At 71.0% G+C, this 18,861-nt stretch carries 17 protein-coding genes; 11 read left to right on the top strand and 6 right to left on the bottom strand.

Annotated features, from left to right (window positions below):
* Positions 1-492: 492 nt before the first annotated feature.
* On the top strand, positions 493-918 hold the full coding sequence (tnpA, locus tag ACQP0P_RS40620; RefSeq protein ID WP_433362464.1) for an IS200/IS605 family transposase: 426 nt from the start codon (positions 493-495) through the stop codon (positions 916-918).
* The gene (locus tag ACQP0P_RS40615) at positions 911-2,095 is read left to right on the top strand and encodes an RNA-guided endonuclease InsQ/TnpB family protein (RefSeq protein WP_433366356.1); all 1,185 of its coding nucleotides are present in this window, start codon (positions 911-913) and stop codon (positions 2,093-2,095) included. Before tnpA ends, ACQP0P_RS40615 begins: the two co-directional genes overlap by 8 nt.
* A 68-nt stretch (positions 2,096-2,163) precedes the next feature.
* On the opposite strand, the gene ACQP0P_RS40610 is transcribed toward ACQP0P_RS40615, so the two are convergent.
* A complete protein-coding gene (locus ACQP0P_RS40610) occupies positions 2,164-3,738 on the bottom strand; it encodes an ABC transporter permease (RefSeq protein WP_433366354.1) in 1,575 nt (524 codons plus the stop codon).
* Entirely contained in the window at positions 3,735-4,661 is a 927-nt protein-coding gene (locus ACQP0P_RS40605; protein WP_433382352.1) for an ABC transporter ATP-binding protein, read from the bottom strand. The genes ACQP0P_RS40610 and ACQP0P_RS40605 overlap by 4 nt, the downstream gene beginning before the upstream one ends.
* Positions 4,662-4,762: 101 nt before the next feature.
* Between ACQP0P_RS40605 and ACQP0P_RS40600 the strand changes: the two genes are divergently transcribed.
* The 4 genes from ACQP0P_RS40600 to ACQP0P_RS40585 all read left to right on the top strand — a co-directional run bounded on the left by ACQP0P_RS40600 (position 4,763) and on the right by ACQP0P_RS40585 (position 9,384).
* Positions 4,763-5,224, top strand: coding sequence for a GbsR/MarR family transcriptional regulator (locus tag ACQP0P_RS40600; protein ID WP_433366351.1), 462 nt, complete (start codon positions 4,763-4,765; stop codon positions 5,222-5,224).
* 151 nt (positions 5,225-5,375) lie between these two features.
* Complete coding sequence (locus tag ACQP0P_RS40595; protein WP_433366348.1) at positions 5,376-6,083, top strand: TetR/AcrR family transcriptional regulator; 708 nt, start codon at positions 5,376-5,378, stop codon at positions 6,081-6,083.
* Complete coding sequence (locus ACQP0P_RS40590) at positions 6,080-8,578, top strand: PEP/pyruvate-binding domain-containing protein (protein ID WP_433366347.1); 2,499 nt, start codon at positions 6,080-6,082, stop codon at positions 8,576-8,578. The genes ACQP0P_RS40595 and ACQP0P_RS40590 overlap by 4 nt, the downstream gene beginning before the upstream one ends.
* Positions 8,575-9,384 (top strand): alpha/beta hydrolase, encoded by an 810-nt coding sequence (locus tag ACQP0P_RS40585; protein WP_433366344.1) that lies wholly within the window; start codon positions 8,575-8,577, stop codon positions 9,382-9,384. Before ACQP0P_RS40590 ends, ACQP0P_RS40585 begins: the two co-directional genes overlap by 4 nt.
* Before the next feature lie 156 nt (positions 9,385-9,540).
* Here the strand turns inward: ACQP0P_RS40585 and ACQP0P_RS40580 are convergent, their stop codons facing one another.
* The 4 genes from ACQP0P_RS40580 to ACQP0P_RS40565 all read right to left on the bottom strand — a co-directional run bounded on the left by ACQP0P_RS40580 (position 9,541) and on the right by ACQP0P_RS40565 (position 13,190).
* Complete coding sequence (locus ACQP0P_RS40580; RefSeq protein ID WP_433366341.1) at positions 9,541-10,215, bottom strand: FadR/GntR family transcriptional regulator; 675 nt, start codon at positions 10,213-10,215, stop codon at positions 9,541-9,543.
* 37 nt (positions 10,216-10,252) lie between these two features.
* On the bottom strand, positions 10,253-11,272 hold the full coding sequence (locus ACQP0P_RS40575; protein WP_433366339.1) for an MBL fold metallo-hydrolase: 1,020 nt from the start codon (positions 11,270-11,272) through the stop codon (positions 10,253-10,255).
* A 25-nt stretch (positions 11,273-11,297) separates the two neighbouring features.
* Positions 11,298-12,455 (bottom strand): steroid 3-ketoacyl-CoA thiolase, encoded by a 1,158-nt coding sequence (locus tag ACQP0P_RS40570; RefSeq protein WP_433366336.1) that lies wholly within the window; start codon positions 12,453-12,455, stop codon positions 11,298-11,300.
* Positions 12,456-12,581: 126 nt separating this feature from the next.
* Positions 12,582-13,190: a TetR family transcriptional regulator gene (locus ACQP0P_RS40565; RefSeq protein ID WP_030913896.1), complete on the bottom strand. Its 609-nt coding sequence runs from the start codon at positions 13,188-13,190 to the stop codon at positions 12,582-12,584.
* Positions 13,191-13,486: 296 nt separating this feature from the next.
* Between ACQP0P_RS40565 and ACQP0P_RS40560 the strand changes: the two genes are divergently transcribed.
* The 5 genes from ACQP0P_RS40560 to ACQP0P_RS40540 are packed head-to-tail and all read left to right on the top strand — an operon-like array spanning position 13,487 to position 18,854.
* Positions 13,487-15,106: an AMP-binding protein gene (locus ACQP0P_RS40560; RefSeq protein WP_433366333.1), complete on the top strand. Its 1,620-nt coding sequence runs from the start codon at positions 13,487-13,489 to the stop codon at positions 15,104-15,106.
* Complete coding sequence (locus tag ACQP0P_RS40555; protein ID WP_433366330.1) at positions 15,090-16,175, top strand: acyl-CoA dehydrogenase family protein; 1,086 nt, start codon at positions 15,090-15,092, stop codon at positions 16,173-16,175. The genes ACQP0P_RS40560 and ACQP0P_RS40555 overlap by 17 nt, the downstream gene beginning before the upstream one ends.
* On the top strand, positions 16,175-17,329 hold the full coding sequence (locus tag ACQP0P_RS40550; protein WP_433366327.1) for an acyl-CoA dehydrogenase family protein: 1,155 nt from the start codon (positions 16,175-16,177) through the stop codon (positions 17,327-17,329). The genes ACQP0P_RS40555 and ACQP0P_RS40550 overlap by 1 nt, the downstream gene beginning before the upstream one ends.
* The gene (locus ACQP0P_RS40545) at positions 17,326-18,450 is read left to right on the top strand and encodes a bifunctional MaoC family dehydratase N-terminal/OB-fold nucleic acid binding domain-containing protein (protein ID WP_433366324.1); all 1,125 of its coding nucleotides are present in this window, start codon (positions 17,326-17,328) and stop codon (positions 18,448-18,450) included. Before ACQP0P_RS40550 ends, ACQP0P_RS40545 begins: the two co-directional genes overlap by 4 nt.
* Positions 18,450-18,854, top strand: a complete 405-nt coding sequence (locus ACQP0P_RS40540; RefSeq protein WP_350914428.1) for a MaoC/PaaZ C-terminal domain-containing protein — start codon at positions 18,450-18,452, stop codon at positions 18,852-18,854. Before ACQP0P_RS40545 ends, ACQP0P_RS40540 begins: the two co-directional genes overlap by 1 nt.
* Positions 18,855-18,861 lie beyond the last annotated feature (7 nt).

Raw genomic sequence — 18,861 nt, 5'->3', positions numbered from 1 at the left:
ACGGAATCTTAAAAAACCATTTAAAGGGTGACATGAAAACCAGCCAAAAATCTACAGAATCCTTTTTATCTGGTTTTAATGGGGCTCTGGGGCAGGGCGTTATGGTCTGACGCGTTCCGCTTCGGCGGACACCTTCTGGTTCCGGTTCGCCGACGGGCCGAGCGACCCGTCCGGGCCCGTCTCATGAGCGGGACGCGGTACCGGTGAGCCTTCGGGGCTGGAACCGGTCGCAGAAGGTGCGAGAACAGGGCGGCAGGTTAAGGTTCTCCACGCTACGAGAGGTGGTCGAGCACGTGGCCAGGCAGGTCAAAGTGCCTGCCTCGGAACTGGGATTCCATCAGATCCTCCCGAGGGGACCGTCGCCTTTAGGCGACGGGGGAATCGGGAGCGGGAGGGCCGCCAAGGCCCGAGCGTGCCCTGACCTGTCTGGTCTGCGCATCAGAGATCTCCGTTCGTCGTGCATTAGATGAGCGGCGCTGTTATAAACATCATGTGACTCGTCGGATACGCACTTCTCCCGGTGCGGCGTATGACCTCGGGTACCACGTGGTGTGGTGCCCGAAGTACCGCCGCCCGGTCCTTGGCGGGCGGGTGAAGGACCGCCTGGAGGAGCTGATCCGCACCAAGGCCGACGAGCACGGGTGGGAGATCGTGGCGCTTGAGGTGATGCCCGACCACGTGCATCTGTTCGTCAAGCCCAACCCGAAGAACTCGCCGTCGTACGTGGCCAACCAGTTCAAGGGCTTCACCTCCCACCACCTGCGCGCCGAGTTCCCGCACCTGCGCTCCCAGCTGCCCACGCTGTGGTCGCGGTCGTACTTCGTGGCCACGGTCGGCGCGGTGTCGGCCGAGACGGTGCGGCGCTACATCAACACTCAGTACGAGCGCACCTCCAAAAGTGGTGGTGCTCGTGCGTAGGTCGTTCAAGTTCCTGCTCCGCCCCACCAGCAGGCAGGCCGCCGCGCTGACCGCCTGCCTGGACGACCACCGCGCCCTCTGCAACGCCGCGCTGGAGCACCGCCGCACCGCCTACGCCAAAGCGGGCGTGAGCATCCGCTACGGCGAGCAGTCCGCCGACCTGAAACACATCCGCGCCGATGACACCGGCGGTCAGGGCCGGTGGTCGTTCTCCTCCCAGCAGGCCACCCTGCGCCGCCTGGACAAGGCGTTCGCCGCGTTCTTCGCCCGCGTCAAGGCCGGGCGCACCCCGGGGTTTCCCCGCTTCAAGGGCAAGGGGTGCTTCGACACGGTGACCTGGCCCAAAGACGGCGACGGCTGCCGGTGGGACTCCCAGCCCGAACACCCTACCGCCACCTACGTGCGTCTCCAGGGTGTCGGGCATATCCGCGCCCACCGGCACCGGCCGGTGCGCGGCACCGTCAAGACGATCAGCGTCAAGCGGGAAGGCTCCCGCTGGTACGTCGTGCTGTCGTGCGACGACGTACCTGCCGAACCCTTGCCCGCCACCGGCGCGGTCGTCGGGATCGACCTGGGCGTGGCCTGGCTGGTCACCACCAGCGACGGCGAGCACCTGGACAACCCGCGCCACCTGGCCGCCTCCGCCGAGCGCCTCGCCGTCGCCCAGCGGAACCTCGCCCGCAGGAAACGCGGCTCCACGCGGCGCCGTAAAGCGGTGGCGCGGGTCGCCGCCCTGCACGGCAAGGTCCGCCGTCAACGCCTCGACGGCGCACACAAGGCCGCACTCGCGCTGGTCCGCGACTACGACGTCATCGCCTGCGAGGACCTGCGGATCGCGAACATGACCCGCTCGGCGTCCGGCACCGTCGAGGTGCCCGGCCGCAATGTTGCCCAGAAGTCCGGCCTCAACCGTTCGATTCTCGACGCGGGTTGGGGGGTGTTCTTGACGATCCTGTCGCACAAGGCTGAAAGCGCCGGTCGAGAGCTGATCGCGGTGAACCCCGCCCACACCTCCCGCACGTGCGCCCGCTGCGGGCATGTCGCGAAGGAGAACCGCCTCGCCCAGGCCACGTTCGTCTGTCAGCGGTGCGCTCATGCGGCGCACGCCGACGTCAACGCGGCGATCAACATCCTGCGGGCAGGGCTTGCCCTTCGCGACGTCGCGCAAGCGGCTTAGCGAGAAGCCGCTCCCTTCAGGGAGCGGAGGAGTCACGATGGCCGCTACCACGTGCTGCGGCGGGCGGCCTAACCGATGTCGCGGCGGCGGAAGCCGTAAAGTCCCGCGATCGCCAGCGCCGCGGCGATCGCGGTCATGGCCACCAGCGGGGTCGCCGACACCTCGCCGCCCGGCAGCCTGGGCAGGTGGCTGAAGGGCGACAGGTCCAGCAACGGCTGCGGCAACTCCAAGATCGCGCCCACCTGGCCGAAGAGCAGGAACAGCGCCAGCACCGCCCACGCCGTCGCCACCAGGCGAGGCAGCAGGCCGAACAGCGCGACGGCCAGCCCTGCGAAGATCCAGACCGCGGGCAGTTGGGCAACGGCGGCGCCCAGCGTGGCGGGCAGGTGGGCGGGCACGTCGCCGGTGGCCGCGCCGTACGACAGGCCGACGGCCAGGCCGGTCACGATGAGGACCGCCGCCGGGCCGAGCACGGCGAACAGCAGGTGGCCGGCCGCCCAGCCGACGCGGCTGACCGCGGTGGCCAGCAGCGGCTCGGCGCGGGCGAGGCTCTCCTCGGCGCGCGGCCGTAGCGCGGCCTGGATGGCGTAGCCGGACACGGCGATGCCGAAGATGCCGATCAGGGCGGCGATGAACATGTCGGCCGGGCTGACGCCACCGCCGATCCGGTTGAGCATCTCCATGATCTGGGTGTTGTGCCGCAACGCGGAGGAGGCGGCGTCGGCGGCACTGCCGATCACCGCGCCGAAGACGGCGAAGCCCGCGCACCAGGCCAGCAGCAGCCCGCGGTGCAGGCGCCAGGCCAGCGCGAGCGGACCGGCCAGGCCGGCCGCCGCCTGCGCGGGCCCCAGCCTGGGCGGTAGCAGACCGGCCGCGACGTCACGCCGGGCGGCCAGCGCGTAGGCGGCGTAGCAGGTCACCGCGATGAAGGCGATGAGCAGGGCCGCCGGCCACCACTGCTCGCCGGCGAAGGGGCGCAGCTTTTGCCCCCAGGCGATGGGCGACAGCCACGACAGCCACGAGGCGTCGGTGACGTCACCGGCCAGGCGCAGCAGGAAGGCCAGCCCGAGAGCGGAGACGCCGATCGCGCGGGCGCTGGAGGCGCTGTCGGTGAGCTGGGCGGCCACCGCCCCGATCGCAGCCAAGGCGATGCCGACCAGGGTGTAGCCGAGCCCGGTGGCCAGCGCGCCGGCCACCGGGTAGACGCCGGCGAAGGAGCCGGTGATGATCAGCCCGGCGATCACGTTGGCCGCTGCGACGACGAGGAGGGCGGCCGACAGCGGGGCGTGGCGGCCGACCACGGTGGAGCCCAGCAGCTCGCGGCGGCCGGTCTCCTCCTCGACCCGGGTGTGCCGGATCACCGTGAGCAGGCCGGCCAGGCCGAGTATCACCGGAACGAACCCGGCGCGCCACACGCCCAGCGCCGCCACGTGCCAGTCCAGCAGGGGACCGTACAGGGCGGAGAAGGCCGGGGTGCTGCGCATGGAGGCGGCGAAGGCCTGCAGCTCGGCGTCGGTGGTGTACAGGCCGCCGATGGCGGAGGTCTGGGTGATGGGCATGATCGCCAGCAGGAGCACCCAGATCGGCAGGATCGCCCGGTCGCGGCGCAGGATCAGCCGGATCAGCGCCCGGGTGCCCGTCATCGGGCGTCCTTCGCTGATGCGGCGCCGGCCTTGCCCGATGCCTCGCCAGAGCCCGCCCGGGTGCCGGTCCTGCTTTGGTAGTGGCGCATGAACAGCTCCTCCAGCGTCGGGGGCTGGCTGGTCAGCGTGCGTACCCCCGAACGTGTCAGCTGCCGCAGCGCCTCGTCGAGCTCGCCGGACGCGACCTGGAAGGTCACGCGGTTGCCCTCGACACGCAGGTCGTGCACGCCGTGCAGGCCGTTGGGCGAGTCGGCCAGCTCGGCGGTGATGGTGGTCCGGGTCAGGTGGCGCAGCTCGGCGAGGGTGCCGGTCTCGACCGTGCGACCGTCGCGGATGATGCTCACCCGATCGCACAGCTTCTCGACCTCGGCCAGGATGTGGCTGGACAGCAGCACCGTGCGGCCCTGCGCACGCAACTCGGCGACGCACTGGGTGAAGACCGCCTCCATGAGCGGGTCCAGCCCGGAGGTCGGCTCATCCAGCAAGAACAGCTCGACGTCGGAGGCCAGCGCCGCCACCAAGGCGACCTTCTGCCGGTTGCCCTTGGAGTAGGCGCGGCCCTTCTTGCGCGGATCCAGCTCGAAGCGCTCGATCAGCTCGGCCCTGCGCCGGGGGTCCAGGCCGCCGCGCAGCCGTCCCAGCAGGTCGATGACCTCACCGCCGGACAGCCCCGGCCACAGGGTGACGTCGCCGGGAACGTAGGCCAGGCGGCGGTGTAGTCGGGTGGCGTCCTTCCACGGGTCGCCGCCCAGCAGGCGGCAGGTGCCGGCGTCGGCGCGCAGCAGCCCCAGCAGAACGCGAATGGCGGTGGACTTGCCGGCGCCGTTCGGGCCCAGGAAGCCGTGCACCTCGCCGACCCGGACCTCGAGGTCGAGGCTGTCCAGCGCGGTCGTCCGGCCGAACCGCTTGGTCACACCGGACATGGAGATAATGTTGCTCACATTTTAGAATGTACACAGCCTTCACGAGTTCGTGAAAGCTATGAAGGCCGTAAAATACGGATTCTTGACACGAGGGGAGCGGCATGAGGGATGAGGAAGCGGTGCGCCAGTTCGTCGAACGGCTCAGCCGGGTGCTGGCCGACTGGGGGTTCCCCCCCATGGCGGGCCGCGTCCTGGTGGCGTTGTCGGTCGCCGAGGAGGACACGCTGAGCGCCGCCGACCTGGCCGAGCGCCTCGGCGTCAGCCCGGCGGCCATCTCCGGTGCCGTCCGCTACCTCATCCAGCTGGGGATGGTCGCCCGGGATCCGGTGCCCGGGTCCCGGCGCGATGTCTACCGCCTGCTTCACGACAGCTGGTGGGAGGTCGCGCTGACCAAGGTCGGCCTCTACAAGACCCTCGCCGGCATGGTCGACGAGGGCATCGAGGCGCTCGGCGGGCCCCAGACCCACGCCGGGCGGACCATGACCGAGCTGCGCGACTTCTACCTGTTCATGCACCAGGAGATCCCCCTGCTGTACGACAAGTGGCGCGCCACCCCCAGGTGAGCCTGGCGCCCGATTGAACCCGGGGACGGCCGGCGCCATGACCGCCGTGTCCAAGACCGGCCGGACCCCAAGGGGCCGGCCGGTTGACAGCCTGAGGGGGCGGGCATAACGTCGCTTTTGACAAGTTATCGAGAAATGTCAAAGTGACAAAATGGGAATCAACGAACAAGAACGTGAGCGGGCGATCCTCGACGCGGCCGCCGACCTGCTGCTCCGCCTCGGCTACAACAAACTGACGATGGGCGACGTCGCCGAGGCCGTGGACCTCCATCGCGGGCTGGTCTACCTGCACTTCAAGTCCAAGGACGAGCTGGTCGAGACGGTCTTGATCCGTGAGCTGGACCGCTACGTCGAGACCTGGCGCGAGCAGGTGGAGGCCGATCCGCGCGGCGGTGACGTGGCCAGCGTCTACCGGGCGATGGTCCACGTGCTGAAGACGCTGCCGCTGGCCTCCGCGATCACCGCGAGGGACCCGGACGTCTTCGGCAAATACCTGCGCAAGCCATCGACCCTGTTCGCGAAGCGGCCGGACACGCTCGGCATGCGCGAGTTCCTCCAGATGATGCAGGAGGCGGGCACCATGCGCCGGGACGTCGACACCAGGGCTGTCGCGTACATCCTCGACGCGCTCACCCCGGCCCTGCGCAGCGCCTTCATCGCGGAGAAGACGGGGCCGCACCCCGATCAGCCGACCTCGGACGAACTGCTGGAAACGCTGGCGGACCTGCTCGACCGCGCCCTGACGCTGCCGGACGGCGCCGACCTCGCGAGGGGCAAGGCGGTGCTGCTCGGCGGCTTGGACGAAGTTCGCAGCGCGATGGCCGTCGCGCTGCGCGGACAGGAACGAGAGGGATCATGACGGACGAGCCCTTTGTGCTGGCCCTGGACGACGCCCGCGCCACCTTGGAGCACGCCGGAGGCAAGGGCGCCTCACTGGCCCGTCTGGCCGCCCATGGCCTGCCGGTGCCGCCGGGCTTCCACGTGACGACGGCCGCGTACCGCCGCTTCGTCGCCGCGCACGGCCTGCGGGAACGCATCGTCGAGATCGCCTCGACGGCCTCCCCTGACCGGCCCGAGACCTGCGACGCCGCGGCCGAGAAGATCGCCGCGCTGTTCGCCGAGCAGCCCATGCCGGAAGAGGTGGCGCACGCCGTCGGCGCCGCGTACGCCGGGCTGGGTGACGACCCGGCGGTGGCCGTACGGTCCTCCGCGACCGCCGAGGATCTGCCGGACATGTCCTTCGCCGGGCAGCTGGAGACCTACCTCAACATTCGCCGCCGTTCCCCGGTCCTGGACGCGGTGAAGCGCTGCTGGGCGTCCTGGTGGACGGCCCGCGCCATCGGCTACCGCGCACGTCAGGGGGTCGGCGCCGACGACATCGCGCTGGCGGTCGTCGTCCAGGAACTTGTCCCCGCCGACGCGGCCGGTGTGCTGTTCACCGCCGACCCGCTGACCGGCGCGCGCGACCGCCTGATGGTCAACGCCGCGTGGGGGCTTGGCGAGGCGGTCGTCAGCGGGCAGGTCACCCCGGACACGCTCGTCATCGCCAAGGCCGACGGCTCGATCGTCCGCCAGGAGATCAGTGACAAACAGGTCATGACGGTTCGCGTGCCGGCCGGGACCCACGAGGAGCCGGTGCCCACCGAGCTGCGCGAACGGCCGGTGCTCGACCCGCCCCAGGCGGCCGAGCTCACTCGCCTCGCGGTCGCGATCGAGGAGCTGTACGACCGGCCGATGGACATCGAGTGGGCCATGCACGACGGCCACCCGTACATCCTCCAGGCGCGTCCCATCACCGCCCTGCCCGGCGCCGCACCCGGGTGGGAGCTGCCCGACCCCAAGGGCAGGTATGTGCGGGGCAGCGTCACGGAACTGCTGCCGGAGCCGCTCTCTCCGCTGTTCGCCACGCTGGGCCTCGGTGCCTGGAAGCGGGCCACGCAGGAGCAGTACAAGACCACCGGCCTGCCGTACTTCGAGGAGCCGTTCGCCGTCATCGGTGGTTACGCCTACTACAACATCACCTACACGGCCGGCATGATGGCCCGGATGATGGTGGCACAGCCGCTGTTCCTGACCACCACGCTGCCTCGGGGGCTACGCACCGCGGCCGAGCGGTGGCGCCAGGCCCATGCGGCCTACGCGGGCGTCGCGGCCAGGTGGGGCGCGGTCGACATGGGGACCGCACCGGCGAGTGAGCTGCTGGCAGGTGCCCGCGAGATCGTCGAGGAGGCGGCCCGCTACTACGTGGCCATCCAGAGCGGCGTCCTCCCGGCGGCCTACATCAGCGAGTCGATGTTCACCGCGGCGTACAAGCTCGTCAGGCGCCAGGGGGACCCGCCGGCGCTGACGTTCCTGCTGGGGTTCGACAGCAAGCCGGTACGGGCCGACAAATCCCTCTACGACCTGGCCCGCCAAGGGCGCACGGCGGAGTCGGCGGAGTTCGCCGCACACCTGGCCGAATTCGGCGACACGGTGTACGACCTCGACTTCGCCAAGCCGCTGCCCGCGGAGGATCCGGCGCCGTTGCTGCAGACGTTGGGCTTCTACCTCACCGGCGAGGCACCTGACCCCCATGAGCGGCAGCGGGCCGCGCGGGAGGAACGCGAGCGGGTCACGAGCCGGCTGAACGCCCGCCGTGGCCCGCGGGCGGCGTTCGCCAAGCGAGTGCTGCGCTGGGCGCAGCAGGTGGCGCCGCTGCGCGAGGACGCCCTGGCCGACGTGGGCCTGGGCTGGCCGGTCGCACGCCAGGCGCTGCACGAGATCGGCCGGCGGCTCGTCGCCGCGGAGGCGGTCGCCGACCAGGACGACGTGTTCTGGCTGCGGATGGACGAGCTGGAGACCGCGGTCGAGGCGCTGGACGCCGGCCGTACCCCGTCGGATTCGCGCGAGATCGTGGCCGAGCGGAGGGCCACGTGGCGGGCGCGGCGGGCCGCCGCGCCACCGCACGCTCTCTCGGAGGACGGCGGCATGAAGATCCTGGGCATCGATTTCTCCCGGCTGCTGCCCGGGCATCGCGACGACGGTTCCGGCGATGTCATCAAGGGCGTGCCCGGCAGCCCCGGACGGGTCAGCGCCCCGGCGCGGGTCATCCACGGCCCCGACGAGTTCGGCCAGATGCGTCAGGGGGACGTGCTGGTCGCGCGGATCACCACGCCCGCGTGGACGCCCCTGTTCGCGCTGGCGTCCGCGGTCGTCACCGACGTCGGCGGCCCGCTCAGCCACAGCTCGATCGTGGCGCGCGAGTACGGCATCCCCGCCGTCCTCGGCACCGGCGCGGCGACCGAACGGCTGCGGAGCGGCCGACAGGTCACCGTCGACGGCGAGGCCGGAACCGTCACTCCGGAGACCCGATGATCATCCCGCTGCGGGAGGGCGCCTCGCAGGAGGCGATCCACGGCCACGAGACCTTTCTCTCGGACCTCCCGGTCGCCCGGAACATCCGGTTGATCCGCAACGTGACGGCCCCATCGCTGACCGTCTACACCCCCGAACCGTCCGCGGCCACCCGTACCGGCGTGATCCTCTGCCCCGGCGGCAGTTTCCACACCCTCCCGCACTGGGACGACCCCGAGATCAACGGCATCGCGCGCCGGCTCACCGAGCACGGACTGACCGTGTTCGTGCTCAGGTACCGGCTGGCGCCGACGCCTCGGACCGACGAGGAGTTCATGCGCCTGGCGTCGGCGTCCGCCATCATGGACGCCGTCAAGGCGCAGTCGCGCGTGACCAGGGACGACCCCTTCCAGGCGCTCCGGATCATCCGCGAGCGGGCCTCCACCTGGGGGCTCGACCCCGAGCGCGTCGGCATGATGGGCTTCTCCGCGGGCGGGCTGCTCACGACCTGTGCGGCGACAGGGTACGACGCGGCCACCCGCCCCGCCTTCGCCGCGCCCATCTACGGCACTGCCTTCGACGAGTACACCGTGCCCACGGACGCGCCTCCGCTGTTCATCGCGTTCGCCAGCGACGACGAGGGCATCGGGGTGGTGCCCCGCTGCCTCGGCCTGTACAGCGCGTGGCAGACGGCGGGACACCCGGTCGAGATGCACGTGTACGCCCAGGGCGGCCACGGGTTCGCGGCCGCGCCGCCGGAGCTGCCCTGCGGCACCTGGATGGACCGGTACCTCCACTGGCTCCGCTCCCTCGGCTTCCTGAGCTGACAGCGAGCTGTCTGCCGACGCTTTCGGAGATGACGGGCCGACGGTTCGCCAGGCGCGTTTCACGACCGGGGAACGGTGCCGCCGGGCGGGCATGGGACAGGTGGCGGGTTGCCGTGCGCGAGCGGCAGGGTGGGGATCGGCCGGTGGGCGAGGGCGTCAGGCCAGGGCGTTGCGGAGCCAGTCCTCGACGCCGGCGATGTGGACGGTCGCCCAGGCGCGGGCGACCTCCGGCTGGTGGGCGGCGATGGCGTCGCAGATCGCGGTGTGCTGCTCGCGGGTCTTCTCCAGGGCGTTCTCCTGGGTGAGGCCCCTCCAGATCCTGGCCCTGGTGGTGGGTCCGGAGAGGCTCTCGATGAGGGAGCAGAGCACGGCGTTGCCCGAGCCCGCCGCGATGCGCTGGTGGAACTCCAGATCGTTGGCGACGAGCTGCTCGACGCTCGGATCGGGAGGCAGTGCGTCGAGGATCTTACGGAGTTCGGCCACCTCCGACTCGGACATGTACCTCGCCGCCATGGCGGTCGCCGCAGGTTCCAGGATCCGGCGAACCTGGAAGAACTGCAGCACCGTGTCGTCCTGATGGAAGTCGACCACGAACGACATGGCGTCGAGCAGGAGCCTCGGCTCCAGGCTGGTCACGTAGGTGCCGTCGCCCTGGCGCACGTCCAGCACGTTGATCAGGGCCAGCGCCCTGACCGCCTCGCGCAGGGAGTTGCGCGAGAGGCCGAGCCGGTCGGCCAGGTCGGCCTCCTTGGGCAGCCTGCTGCCCGGGGCGAGCTCGCCGGACAGGATCATCTGCTTGATCCTGTCGATAGCGGCGTCGGTGACCGCCACTCCGCACCGTCCTCAGGTTTCGCCAGACATCCGATGTCTATGAGTGTATGGCGAACCGGACCGGATCCACCCCCGTCACCCGGCGGATGATCCCGCGAGCCTCCAGGGTGCGCAGGTGCGCCGCCGCCTCCCCGGCCGCCATCCCGCGCAGCATGGGAGGGAAGTCCTCCCAGGGCCGGTTCCAGGTCATCCGTCCGGCGATCTCCCAGATGGTCAGCGGCTCCGCCGCCTCGGCGAGCAGGTCCGCCAGCCGTCGGAGCTTCTCCTCGTGATGGATGCCGATCTCCGCCGCCCGAGCCGCCGTGTCCGGAAATATCCATTCATGGGCGGGCATGGCTTCGAGGTCGCCCAGGCCCTTCACCTTCTCCAGCGACTCCAGGAAGTCGCTGAGCGGGTCGGCGTCCGCCCGGTCGTACGGGTAGATGCCGATGTGCGGAGTGATCGCCGGCAGCACGTGGTCGCCGGTGAAGAGCCGGTCGGCGTCCTCCAGGTGCAGGCAGACATGGCCCGGCGTGTGGCCGGGGGTCCAGACCGTACGGAGTCTGCGGCCCGGCAGGTCGATCAGGTCGCCGTCGGAGAGGACACGGTCGGGCAGCGCCGGCGGCTTCGGCCGGTTCACGGTCACCTCCTCCACCTCGACGGTGCCCGCTCCCGCGCGGCGCAGCATGTCGGCCTGGAAGTCGCGGTGCGCGTCGCCCTCAAGCTCTCGCATGAGGCCGACCAGCGCGGCGTCGGCCTCGTGCATGGCGATCCAGGCGCCGGACTCCTCCCGTACCTGTCCGGCCAGCCCGGCGTGGTCGGGGTGGAAGTGGGTGACGACCACCCCGCGCACGTCGCGCACGTCCATGCCGGCCACGCTCAGCCCGTCACGCAGGGCCAGCCACGCCTCGGGGGCGTTCCAGCCCGCGTCGATCAGCACCGGCCCGGCGGGGGACTCGATCGCGTAGACCAGGGTGTAGCCGAGCGGGTTTCCCGGGATCGGGACGGGCACGCTCCACACACCGCCACCGGTGTCGAACGGACGCTGCTCGCTGTACGGCCTGCGGCGGGATTTCAACGGGGGTGCTCCTTACCGGCGCCACTCAAAGGCGTTCCAGGATGGTCGCGGTCGCGAGTGCCCCACCCGCGCACATCGACACCAGCGCGGTCGAGGAATCGGACCGCTCAAGCTCGTGCAGGGCGGTGGTGATCAACCGGGAACCGGTCGCGCCGACAGGGTGGCCGAGTGCGATGGCTCCGCCGTTGACATTGACCCGTTCCATGTCCGGCTTGTGCACCGATGCCCAAGACAGGACAACCGATGCGAAAGCCTCGTTAACTTCGAATCTATCTATATCAGCCGCACTCATTCCGGTAGCGGACAGGGCCTTCGCAGTGGCGTCCACCGGGCCGTCCAGGTGGTAGTACGGCTCGGCGCCGACGAGCGCCTGGGCGAGGATGCGGGCCCTGGGGCGCAGGCCGTGCCGGGCGGCGGCCTCCTCGCTCATCAGCAGCACCGCCGCCGCGCCGTCGGAGATCTGCGAGGAGGTGCCCGCGGTGTGCATGCCGCCCTCGCCCATCACGGGCTTGAGCCGGGCCAGCCCTTCGAGCGTGGTCTCGCGCAACCCCTGGTCCCTGCTGACGACGCGGGTCTCCCCGGTGGGCTGCCCGTCCTCGCCGAGGATCGGCGCGGTCACCGGGATGATCTCCCGGTCGAAGCGGCCCTCGGCCCACGCCGCCGCGGCGAGCCGCTGGGACCTGGCGCCGAACCCGTCGAGCCGCTCGCGGGTCAGCCCGCGCCGTCGCGCGATCCGCTCGGCGGCGGTGAACTGGTCGGGCAGGTCGATGGACCAGTCGTCGGGCCGGGGCCGGGCGGGCAGCACGTTGGAACCGAGCGGTGCCCGGCTCATCACCTCGACGCCGCAGGCCACCCCGACGTCGATGACACCGGCCGAGATGAGCGCCGCGACCAGGTGCACGGCCTGCTGGGCGGAGCCGCACTGCGCGTCGATCGTGGTCACGCCCGCCTGGTACGGCAGGCCGGCGTACAGCCAGGCATGTCGCCCGACATGACCGCCCTGCTCACCGGCCTGCGTGACGCACCCGGCGAAGACCTGTTCCACGGCGGCGGGGTCGATGCCCGCCCTGTCGATCAGACCACCCAGCGCCGCCGCGAGGACCGCCTGCGGTTTCAGCCCGGCGAGCCACCCGTTGCGCCTGCCGATCGGGGTTCTCGCGGCTTCGACGATCACTGCACCCATACGATCTCCTCGCCCGCCGGCTCGGAGCTCGCGGCCACCGGGCGACCGTTCCCGCTCGCCCGCTCGCGCGTCGCTCCAGAACGTCGTTCCAGTCGCCTTCCAGTGCGACTGTAACGGGTTCTAGTTTCAGGTGGAAGGAGAGGGCCGGAAATCGGCGAGCAGGCGTTCTGCGGCGATCTCGATGCGACGCTGGATCTGCTCGTAGGTGCGGCGCCCCCTGAGCATCTCCAGAAGCTCGTGCACCCAGATGCTGGACAGCGAGCCCGCGAGGGCGAACTGCTCCTCGGTGGCGGTATCGACGGTGAGGTCGTCTCCGGCGACGCGGAGCAGCAGCCCGGTCATCCGGTCGCCGAACGGCGTCTCGACCTCGGCCATGATCAGCGAGCGGATGAGCGCGTCGGCGAGTTCGGGCTCGCGCATCAGGCCACGGGTGGCGCGCATCAGGATGTCGACGGCCCGCCCCGAGGCCGCGGTGGCGCTGGGCGGGCGGCGCTCGATGCTGCTTTCGAGGAGGTCGATCTCCTCGCCCACGACGGCGACGACAAGATCCATCTTGGAGGGGAAGTAGCGATAGAGCGTTCCCAGTGCGACCCCGGCACGCTCGGCGACGGTCCGCATCTGCATCGCCTCGACGCCGCCTCGCGAGGCGAGGGCGGCGGCGGCCTGGACGATGCGCTTGCGCCGCTGGTGCTGGCTCCTGGTGCGGACGCCCGTGGACGCCGGTTCGCTCTGCATGCCGGATGTCTTCTCGGTCGTGACCGGATCGAGGTCTCTCGGGACGGGCCTGTCGGCCGCGTGCGGGGTGACCGGCACGTCGGTGGACACATGCGGGATGCGCATGAGAACACGTTATCTGATTTCCGGATACTCCGGTGGGTTACTCGCCGGTCACAAAGACGCCCCGCGCTTACACGGCATATGCGATGTCGCGGTTATCCGGTGAGGTGTTGTGATCGGCCGCCTCTGGACACAGAATAGAATCTGTTCTAGTTTTCGGAGCAGCTGGCCTGGGCATCCTGGCGGGAGGCGCAATGTCCGAAGAGACGCTGGCGGGGCTGCTGGAGCGGCGTGCCGACGACGACCGGCCAGGACTGCTCTTCGAGGAGCGGACCTGGAGCTGGCGCGAGTACGTCGCCGAGTGCCGGGCCCGCGCCGCCCTGCTGGACGCGCGTGGCCGGAACCTGCACGTCGGCGTGCTGTTCGACAACGTTCCCGAGGTGCTGTTCCTGCTGGGCGGGGCCGCGCTCTCCGGTCACGTGGTCGTCGCGCTGAACACCACCAGGAGCGCCGCCGAACTCGCCCGCGACGCGGACACGACACATGTCGACCTGATCCTGCACGAGCCCGCCCACGCCACCCTCGCGGCCGACCTCGCCGCGCTCCGCGATCCGGAATCGGCCCGCTCCCGGCCGCCCGCCGATCCTGCCGTTCCTCTGGCGGGCCCGGTACGCGAGGACGCGCTGACGATGCTGATCTTCACGTCGGGGACCTCGGGACGGCCCAGGGCGGTGAAGATCACGCAGCGGAAGATCGCGGTTCCGGGGGCGAACCTGGCGGCGATGCTGTCACCGCAGGACGTCGTCTACTGCTCGATGCCGCTCTTCCACTCCGGGGCGATCATGGCCGCGTACGCCCCGGCGGTGGCGTCGGGGGCGGCGCTGGTGCTGCGGCGGAGGTTCTCGGCCTCGGGCCTGATGCCCGACGTCAGACGCTACGGGGTCACCTACCTGCACTACGTGGGCAAGGCGCTCTCCTACGTGCTGGCCACCCCGGCGGAGCCCTCGGACGCGGAGAACACCCTCAAGATCGCGTTCGGCAACGAGGGCGGCGCCACCGCGGTCAGCCGGTTCGGGGAGCGCTTCGGCTGCTACGTCATCGACGCGTTCGGGTCCACCGAGACCGCGATCTCGATCACCCCCGACCCGTCGGGACCGCCGGGATGCCTGGGCAGGCTCCCCGAGGAGGTCGAGATCCGCGCCCCCGCCACGGGAGAGAGGTGCCCGGTCGCGGTCTTCGAGGACGGGCGGCTGCTCAACGCGGGCGAGGCGGTCGGGGAGCTGGTCAACACCCGCGGACTGGGCCTGTTCGACGGCTACTACAACGACCCGGACGCCGACCGCGAGCGCGTCAGGCGGGGCGCGTTCTGGTCGGGGGACCTGGCCTACGCCGACGCCGACGGTTACGTGTTCTTCGCCGGACGGGGCACCGAGCGGCTCCGGGTGGACGGGGAGAACCTGGCGGTCGCGCCGATAGAGGCGGTCGTGCGCGAGTTCCCCGGCGTGGTCGAGGCGGCCGTCTACCCCGTACCGGACGCCGCGGCGGGCGACCAGGTGATGGCGGCCCTGGTGCTGCGGGACGGCTTCGACCCCGAGGCGTTCGCGAGCTTCCTGGCCGGCAGGAAGGACATGGGCCCCAAGTCCATACCCCGATATATCCGGATCAGCGCGGAACTGCCGCAGACCGCGTCCAACAAGGTCATCAAGCGGATCCTCGCAGCCGAGGCATGGCACACCGGCGACCCCGTCTGGTGGCGCCCACCCGGGCAGGCGTCCTGGCGGCCACTCACCACCGAGGACGCCATCCGCATCGACGACGAGTTCATCCAGCACGGCCGACGGCAACCCTGGAGCGCCAGTGGATTTCAATCTTGACGAGACCCAGACCGACCTGCGCGAACTCGCGGTCGACCTGCTCGGCAGGGAGGTGACCTCGGCCAGGATCGAAGCCCACGAGAAGAGCGGCGCCCCCTACGACGCCGCCCTGTGGCGCTCCCTGGCCCAGGCGGGACTGCTCGGCGTCTGCCTGCCGGAGGAAGCCGGCGGGGCCGGGCTGGGGCCGGTGGAGATGGCGGTCATCCTGCGGGAGATCGGCGCCCACGTGGCCCCGGTCCCCGCCGAGCAGAGCCTGGTCGCCGCGCAGGTGATCGCCAGGTACGGCTCCCGCGAGCAGCGCGAGGCGCTGGCCCCGCTGGCGGACGGCGAGGTCTCGCTGGCCGCCGCGCCCTCCGAGCCGGGTCGTGATCTCGGTGCCTCGCCCGCCACGACCGCGCGCAGGGACGGCTCGGGGTGGGTGCTGGACGGCGCCAAGGGCACGACGCCCTACGCGGCCCAGGCGGCGAGGATCCTCCTGCCGGCCACCACGGGGACGGGCGTCGGCCTGTTCCTGGTGGACCCCGCCGAGACGACGCAGCACCGGGTGACGCTCTCCACCGGTGAGCCGGCCGCCACGCTGAGCCTGGCGGGCACTCCCGGCGAGCTCGTCGGCGCCGCGGACGGCAGGGCGGCCGACGGCCTGCGGAGGCTGGCGCTGGCCGGGAACATCGCGGTCACCTCCGGAGTGCTGGCCGGAGCACTGGCGCTCACCACCGAGTACATCAGGACGCGCAGGCAGTTCGACCGGGCGCTGGCCGAGTTCCAGGCGGTCACCGTGCAGATCGCCGACGTCTACATCGCCGGTCGGGCACTGGACGTGGCCGTCTGGTCAGGGGCGTGGCGGCTGGCCGAGGGAGCCGACTCCGAGGCCGAGGCCGACCTGGCCGTCGGCGCGCTGACCGTCACCGACCAGGCGCTGCGGGCGCTCTACACCTGCCAGCACCTGCACGGCGGGATCGGCGTGGACGTGACCTACCCGCTGCACCGCTACTTCGCCTGGGGCAAACACCACGCCCACCTGCTGGGCGGGGTGGAAGCCCGGCTCGACATGATCGGAGCGCATCTCTGATGCTCATCGACCTGACCCCCGAGCAGCAGCGGCTCCGCGCCGAGCTGCGCGAGTACTTCCAGTCCTGCCTCACCGCCGAGGGCCGCAAGAAGATCTCCACCGACCCGTTCGGCGAGGCGTACATGGAGCACTGCCGTGCCCTCGGCCGCGACGGCAAGCTCGGTCTCGGCTGGCCCAAGGAGTACGGCGGCGGCGGGTACGGCCCGCTGGAGCAGCAGATCTTCGCCAACGAGATCGCCCGCGCCGAGGTGCCGTACCCGATCATCACGGTGCAGACCGTTGGGCCGACCCTCATGCAGTACGGCACGGCGGCGCAGAAGGAGTTCTTCCTGCCGCGGATCCTGGCCGGAGAGTGCCACTTCGCGATCGGCTACAGCGAGCCGGGGGCCGGCACCGACCTGGCGTCGCTGCGCACCACCGCGGTCCGCGACGGCGACCACTACGTGGTCAACGGGCAGAAGATCTTCACCTCGGGCGCACACTACTCCCAGTACATCTGGCTCGCCGCCCGCACCAACCCGGACGCGAAGAAGCACCGGGGGATCACCATGATGATCGTCGACTGCGCCGACCCCGGCTTCTCCTGGACGCCCATCCTGACGATGGACGGGCGCCACCACACCAACTCCACCTACTACTCCGACGTCCGGGTGCCGGTGGACATGGTCGTGGGGGAGGAGAACAAGGGCTGGGACCTGATCGTCAACCAGCTCAACCACGAGCGGGTCACGCTCGGCCCGGCGGGCAACATCGCGCACACCTACGACCGGTTCCTGGCCTGGGCCCGCCGTACCGGCGCGATCGAGGAACCCGCGGTGCGCAGGGCGCTCGGCCAGGTCTACGCCTACTTCCGGACCAACGAGCTGCTGAACTGGCAGGTCGCGGCCAACATGGACCTCGGCTGGCTGGGCGCCCCCGACGCCTCGGCCACCAAGGTCTACGGCTCCGAGCGGCTGCAGGACGTCGGCCGGATCGTCGGCGAGACGCTGGCCCGCTTCGGCGACCCGTCCGACCCCGGCACCGCCGACCTGATGGAGCGCGTCGACCGCGGCGCCAAGGGCGCCTTGGTGCTCACCTTCGGCGGCGGCGTCAACGAGGTACAGCGCGAGCTCATCGCCATGCTCGGCCTGAGCCTGCCGAGGCCGCCCCGATGACCGCGACGGCGGAGCCCACCGACCTGCACGAGCGGCTCACCGCCCTGGCCGAGCGGCAGATCGCCGCGGGCGAGGTGCTCGGGGTCGCGGCGGCGGATCCGGTGAACGCCCCGATGATCCGGCACTGGACCGACGCCCTGGGCGACGCCAACCCGATCTACACCGACCCCGGGGCGGCCGCGGCCGGGGTGCACGGGCAGATCGTGGCGCCACCGGCGATGATCCAGGTCTGGACCATGCCCGGCGTGAACCGGGACCGCAGGCAGGCGGGCACCCCGGTCGACGCCGTGCTCGCGATGCTGGACGGCAACGGCTACACCGGCGTGGTCGCCACCAACTGCGAGCAGACCTACCACCGGTACCTGAGGCTCGGCGAGTCCCCGGTCCCGGCCACCCGGTTCACCGGCCTGGCCGGCCCGAAGCGGACCGCGCTCGGCGAGGGCTACTTCGTCACCTGGAACGTCACCTGGTACGTGGCCGGCGAGGCGGTGGCCGAGATGCTGTTCCGGGTGCTGAAGTTCCGGCCCAGGGAGCGGGCGAAGGAGCCCACGGGGAACGGGACGTCGGCCGCCAAGGGTTCGTCCGTGACCGGTTCGTCCGCGACCGGCGAGGGCGGGGCCGCGACGGACGGGAACGGATCGGCGGCCGGCAAGGACCTGCCCTCGACAGGCGAGGGCACGCCCGCGGCGGGCGGGAACGACCAGGACGCGCCCGCTCGCAGGCCGTACCCGCTGAGACCCGCCGTCAACGCCGACACCGCGTTCTTCTGGGAGGGCGCCGCCGAGGGGGAGCTCCGGATCCAGAAGTGCGCCGACTGCGGCGAGCTCCGCCACCCGCCGGGACCGGTCTGCCCCTCGTGCCGCTCGGCCGCGCGCACGTACCTGACGGCGAGTGGTGTGGGCGAGGTCTACAGCTACGTCGTCCACCACAACCCCCCGGTGCCGGGGCTTGAGACGCCTTTCGTGGTCGCGGTGGTGGAACTGCCGGAAGGTGTGCGGATCGTGGGCAACGTGGTGGACTGCGTTCCCGCACGGGTGGGTATCGGTATGCCGGTGCGCCTGACGTATCGCCAGATGGACGACGAGCTGATCCTGCCCATGTGGGTCCCCCGGGAGGCGTGATGCGGACACTTACCGACGACGAGGTGCGGGTCGGAGCCGTGCTCCCCGAGCTCGCGATCGAGCTGACCCCCACCGTGGTCGTCTCGACCGCACTCGCGACCATGGACTTCACCCCCGTCCACCACGACGTCGAGGGCGCGAGGGCACAGGGGTCGAAGGACATCTTTCTCAACATCCTGACCACGATGGGCCTCGTCGAGCGCTACGTCACCGACTGGGCCGGACCCGAGGCGATCATCCGCGGCATCAACGTCAAGCTCGGCGTCCCCGCGTACGCGGGCGACAGGCTGGCCTTCAGCGGCGCCGTCCTCGCCTGCGAGGACGGTGAGTTCACGGTCGAGGTCCGCGGCAGGGTCAGCCTCGGCGACCACGCCTCGGGCACCGTCAGGTTCGCCCTCCCGTAGAAAGGCC

Source organism: Streptosporangium sp. CA-115845 (assembly GCF_050943795.1).
GTDB lineage: Bacteria > Actinomycetota > Actinomycetes > Streptosporangiales > Streptosporangiaceae > Streptosporangium.
Note: the sequence above shows the minus strand (reverse complement) of the source record. Positions and strands in the feature narration are given on the sequence as shown.

Bases quoted from the DNA above. Each gene is read 5' to 3' on its own strand.
- ACQP0P_RS40610 (WP_433366354.1), bottom strand. From the start codon at position 3,738: ATGACGGGCACCCGGGCGCTGATCCGGCTGATCCTGCGCCGCGACCGG.
- ACQP0P_RS40605 (WP_433382352.1), bottom strand. From the start codon at position 4,661: ATGTCCGGTGTGACCAAGCGGTTCGGCCGGACGACCGCGCTGGACAGC.
- ACQP0P_RS40600 (WP_433366351.1), top strand. From the start codon at position 4,763: ATGAGGGATGAGGAAGCGGTGCGCCAGTTCGTCGAACGGCTCAGCCGG.
- ACQP0P_RS40595 (WP_433366348.1), top strand. From the start codon at position 5,376: ATGGGAATCAACGAACAAGAACGTGAGCGGGCGATCCTCGACGCGGCC.
- ACQP0P_RS40590 (WP_433366347.1), top strand. From the start codon at position 6,080: ATGACGGACGAGCCCTTTGTGCTGGCCCTGGACGACGCCCGCGCCACC.
- ACQP0P_RS40585 (WP_433366344.1), top strand. From the start codon at position 8,575: ATGATCATCCCGCTGCGGGAGGGCGCCTCGCAGGAGGCGATCCACGGC.
- ACQP0P_RS40570 (WP_433366336.1), bottom strand. From the start codon at position 12,455: ATGGGTGCAGTGATCGTCGAAGCCGCGAGAACCCCGATCGGCAGGCGC.
- ACQP0P_RS40565 (WP_030913896.1), bottom strand. From the start codon at position 13,190: ATGCAGAGCGAACCGGCGTCCACGGGCGTCCGCACCAGGAGCCAGCAC.
- ACQP0P_RS40560 (WP_433366333.1), top strand. From the start codon at position 13,487: ATGTCCGAAGAGACGCTGGCGGGGCTGCTGGAGCGGCGTGCCGACGAC.
- ACQP0P_RS40550 (WP_433366327.1), top strand. From the start codon at position 16,175: ATGCTCATCGACCTGACCCCCGAGCAGCAGCGGCTCCGCGCCGAGCTG.
- ACQP0P_RS40545 (WP_433366324.1), top strand. From the start codon at position 17,326: ATGACCGCGACGGCGGAGCCCACCGACCTGCACGAGCGGCTCACCGCC.
- ACQP0P_RS40540 (WP_350914428.1), top strand. From the start codon at position 18,450: ATGCGGACACTTACCGACGACGAGGTGCGGGTCGGAGCCGTGCTCCCC.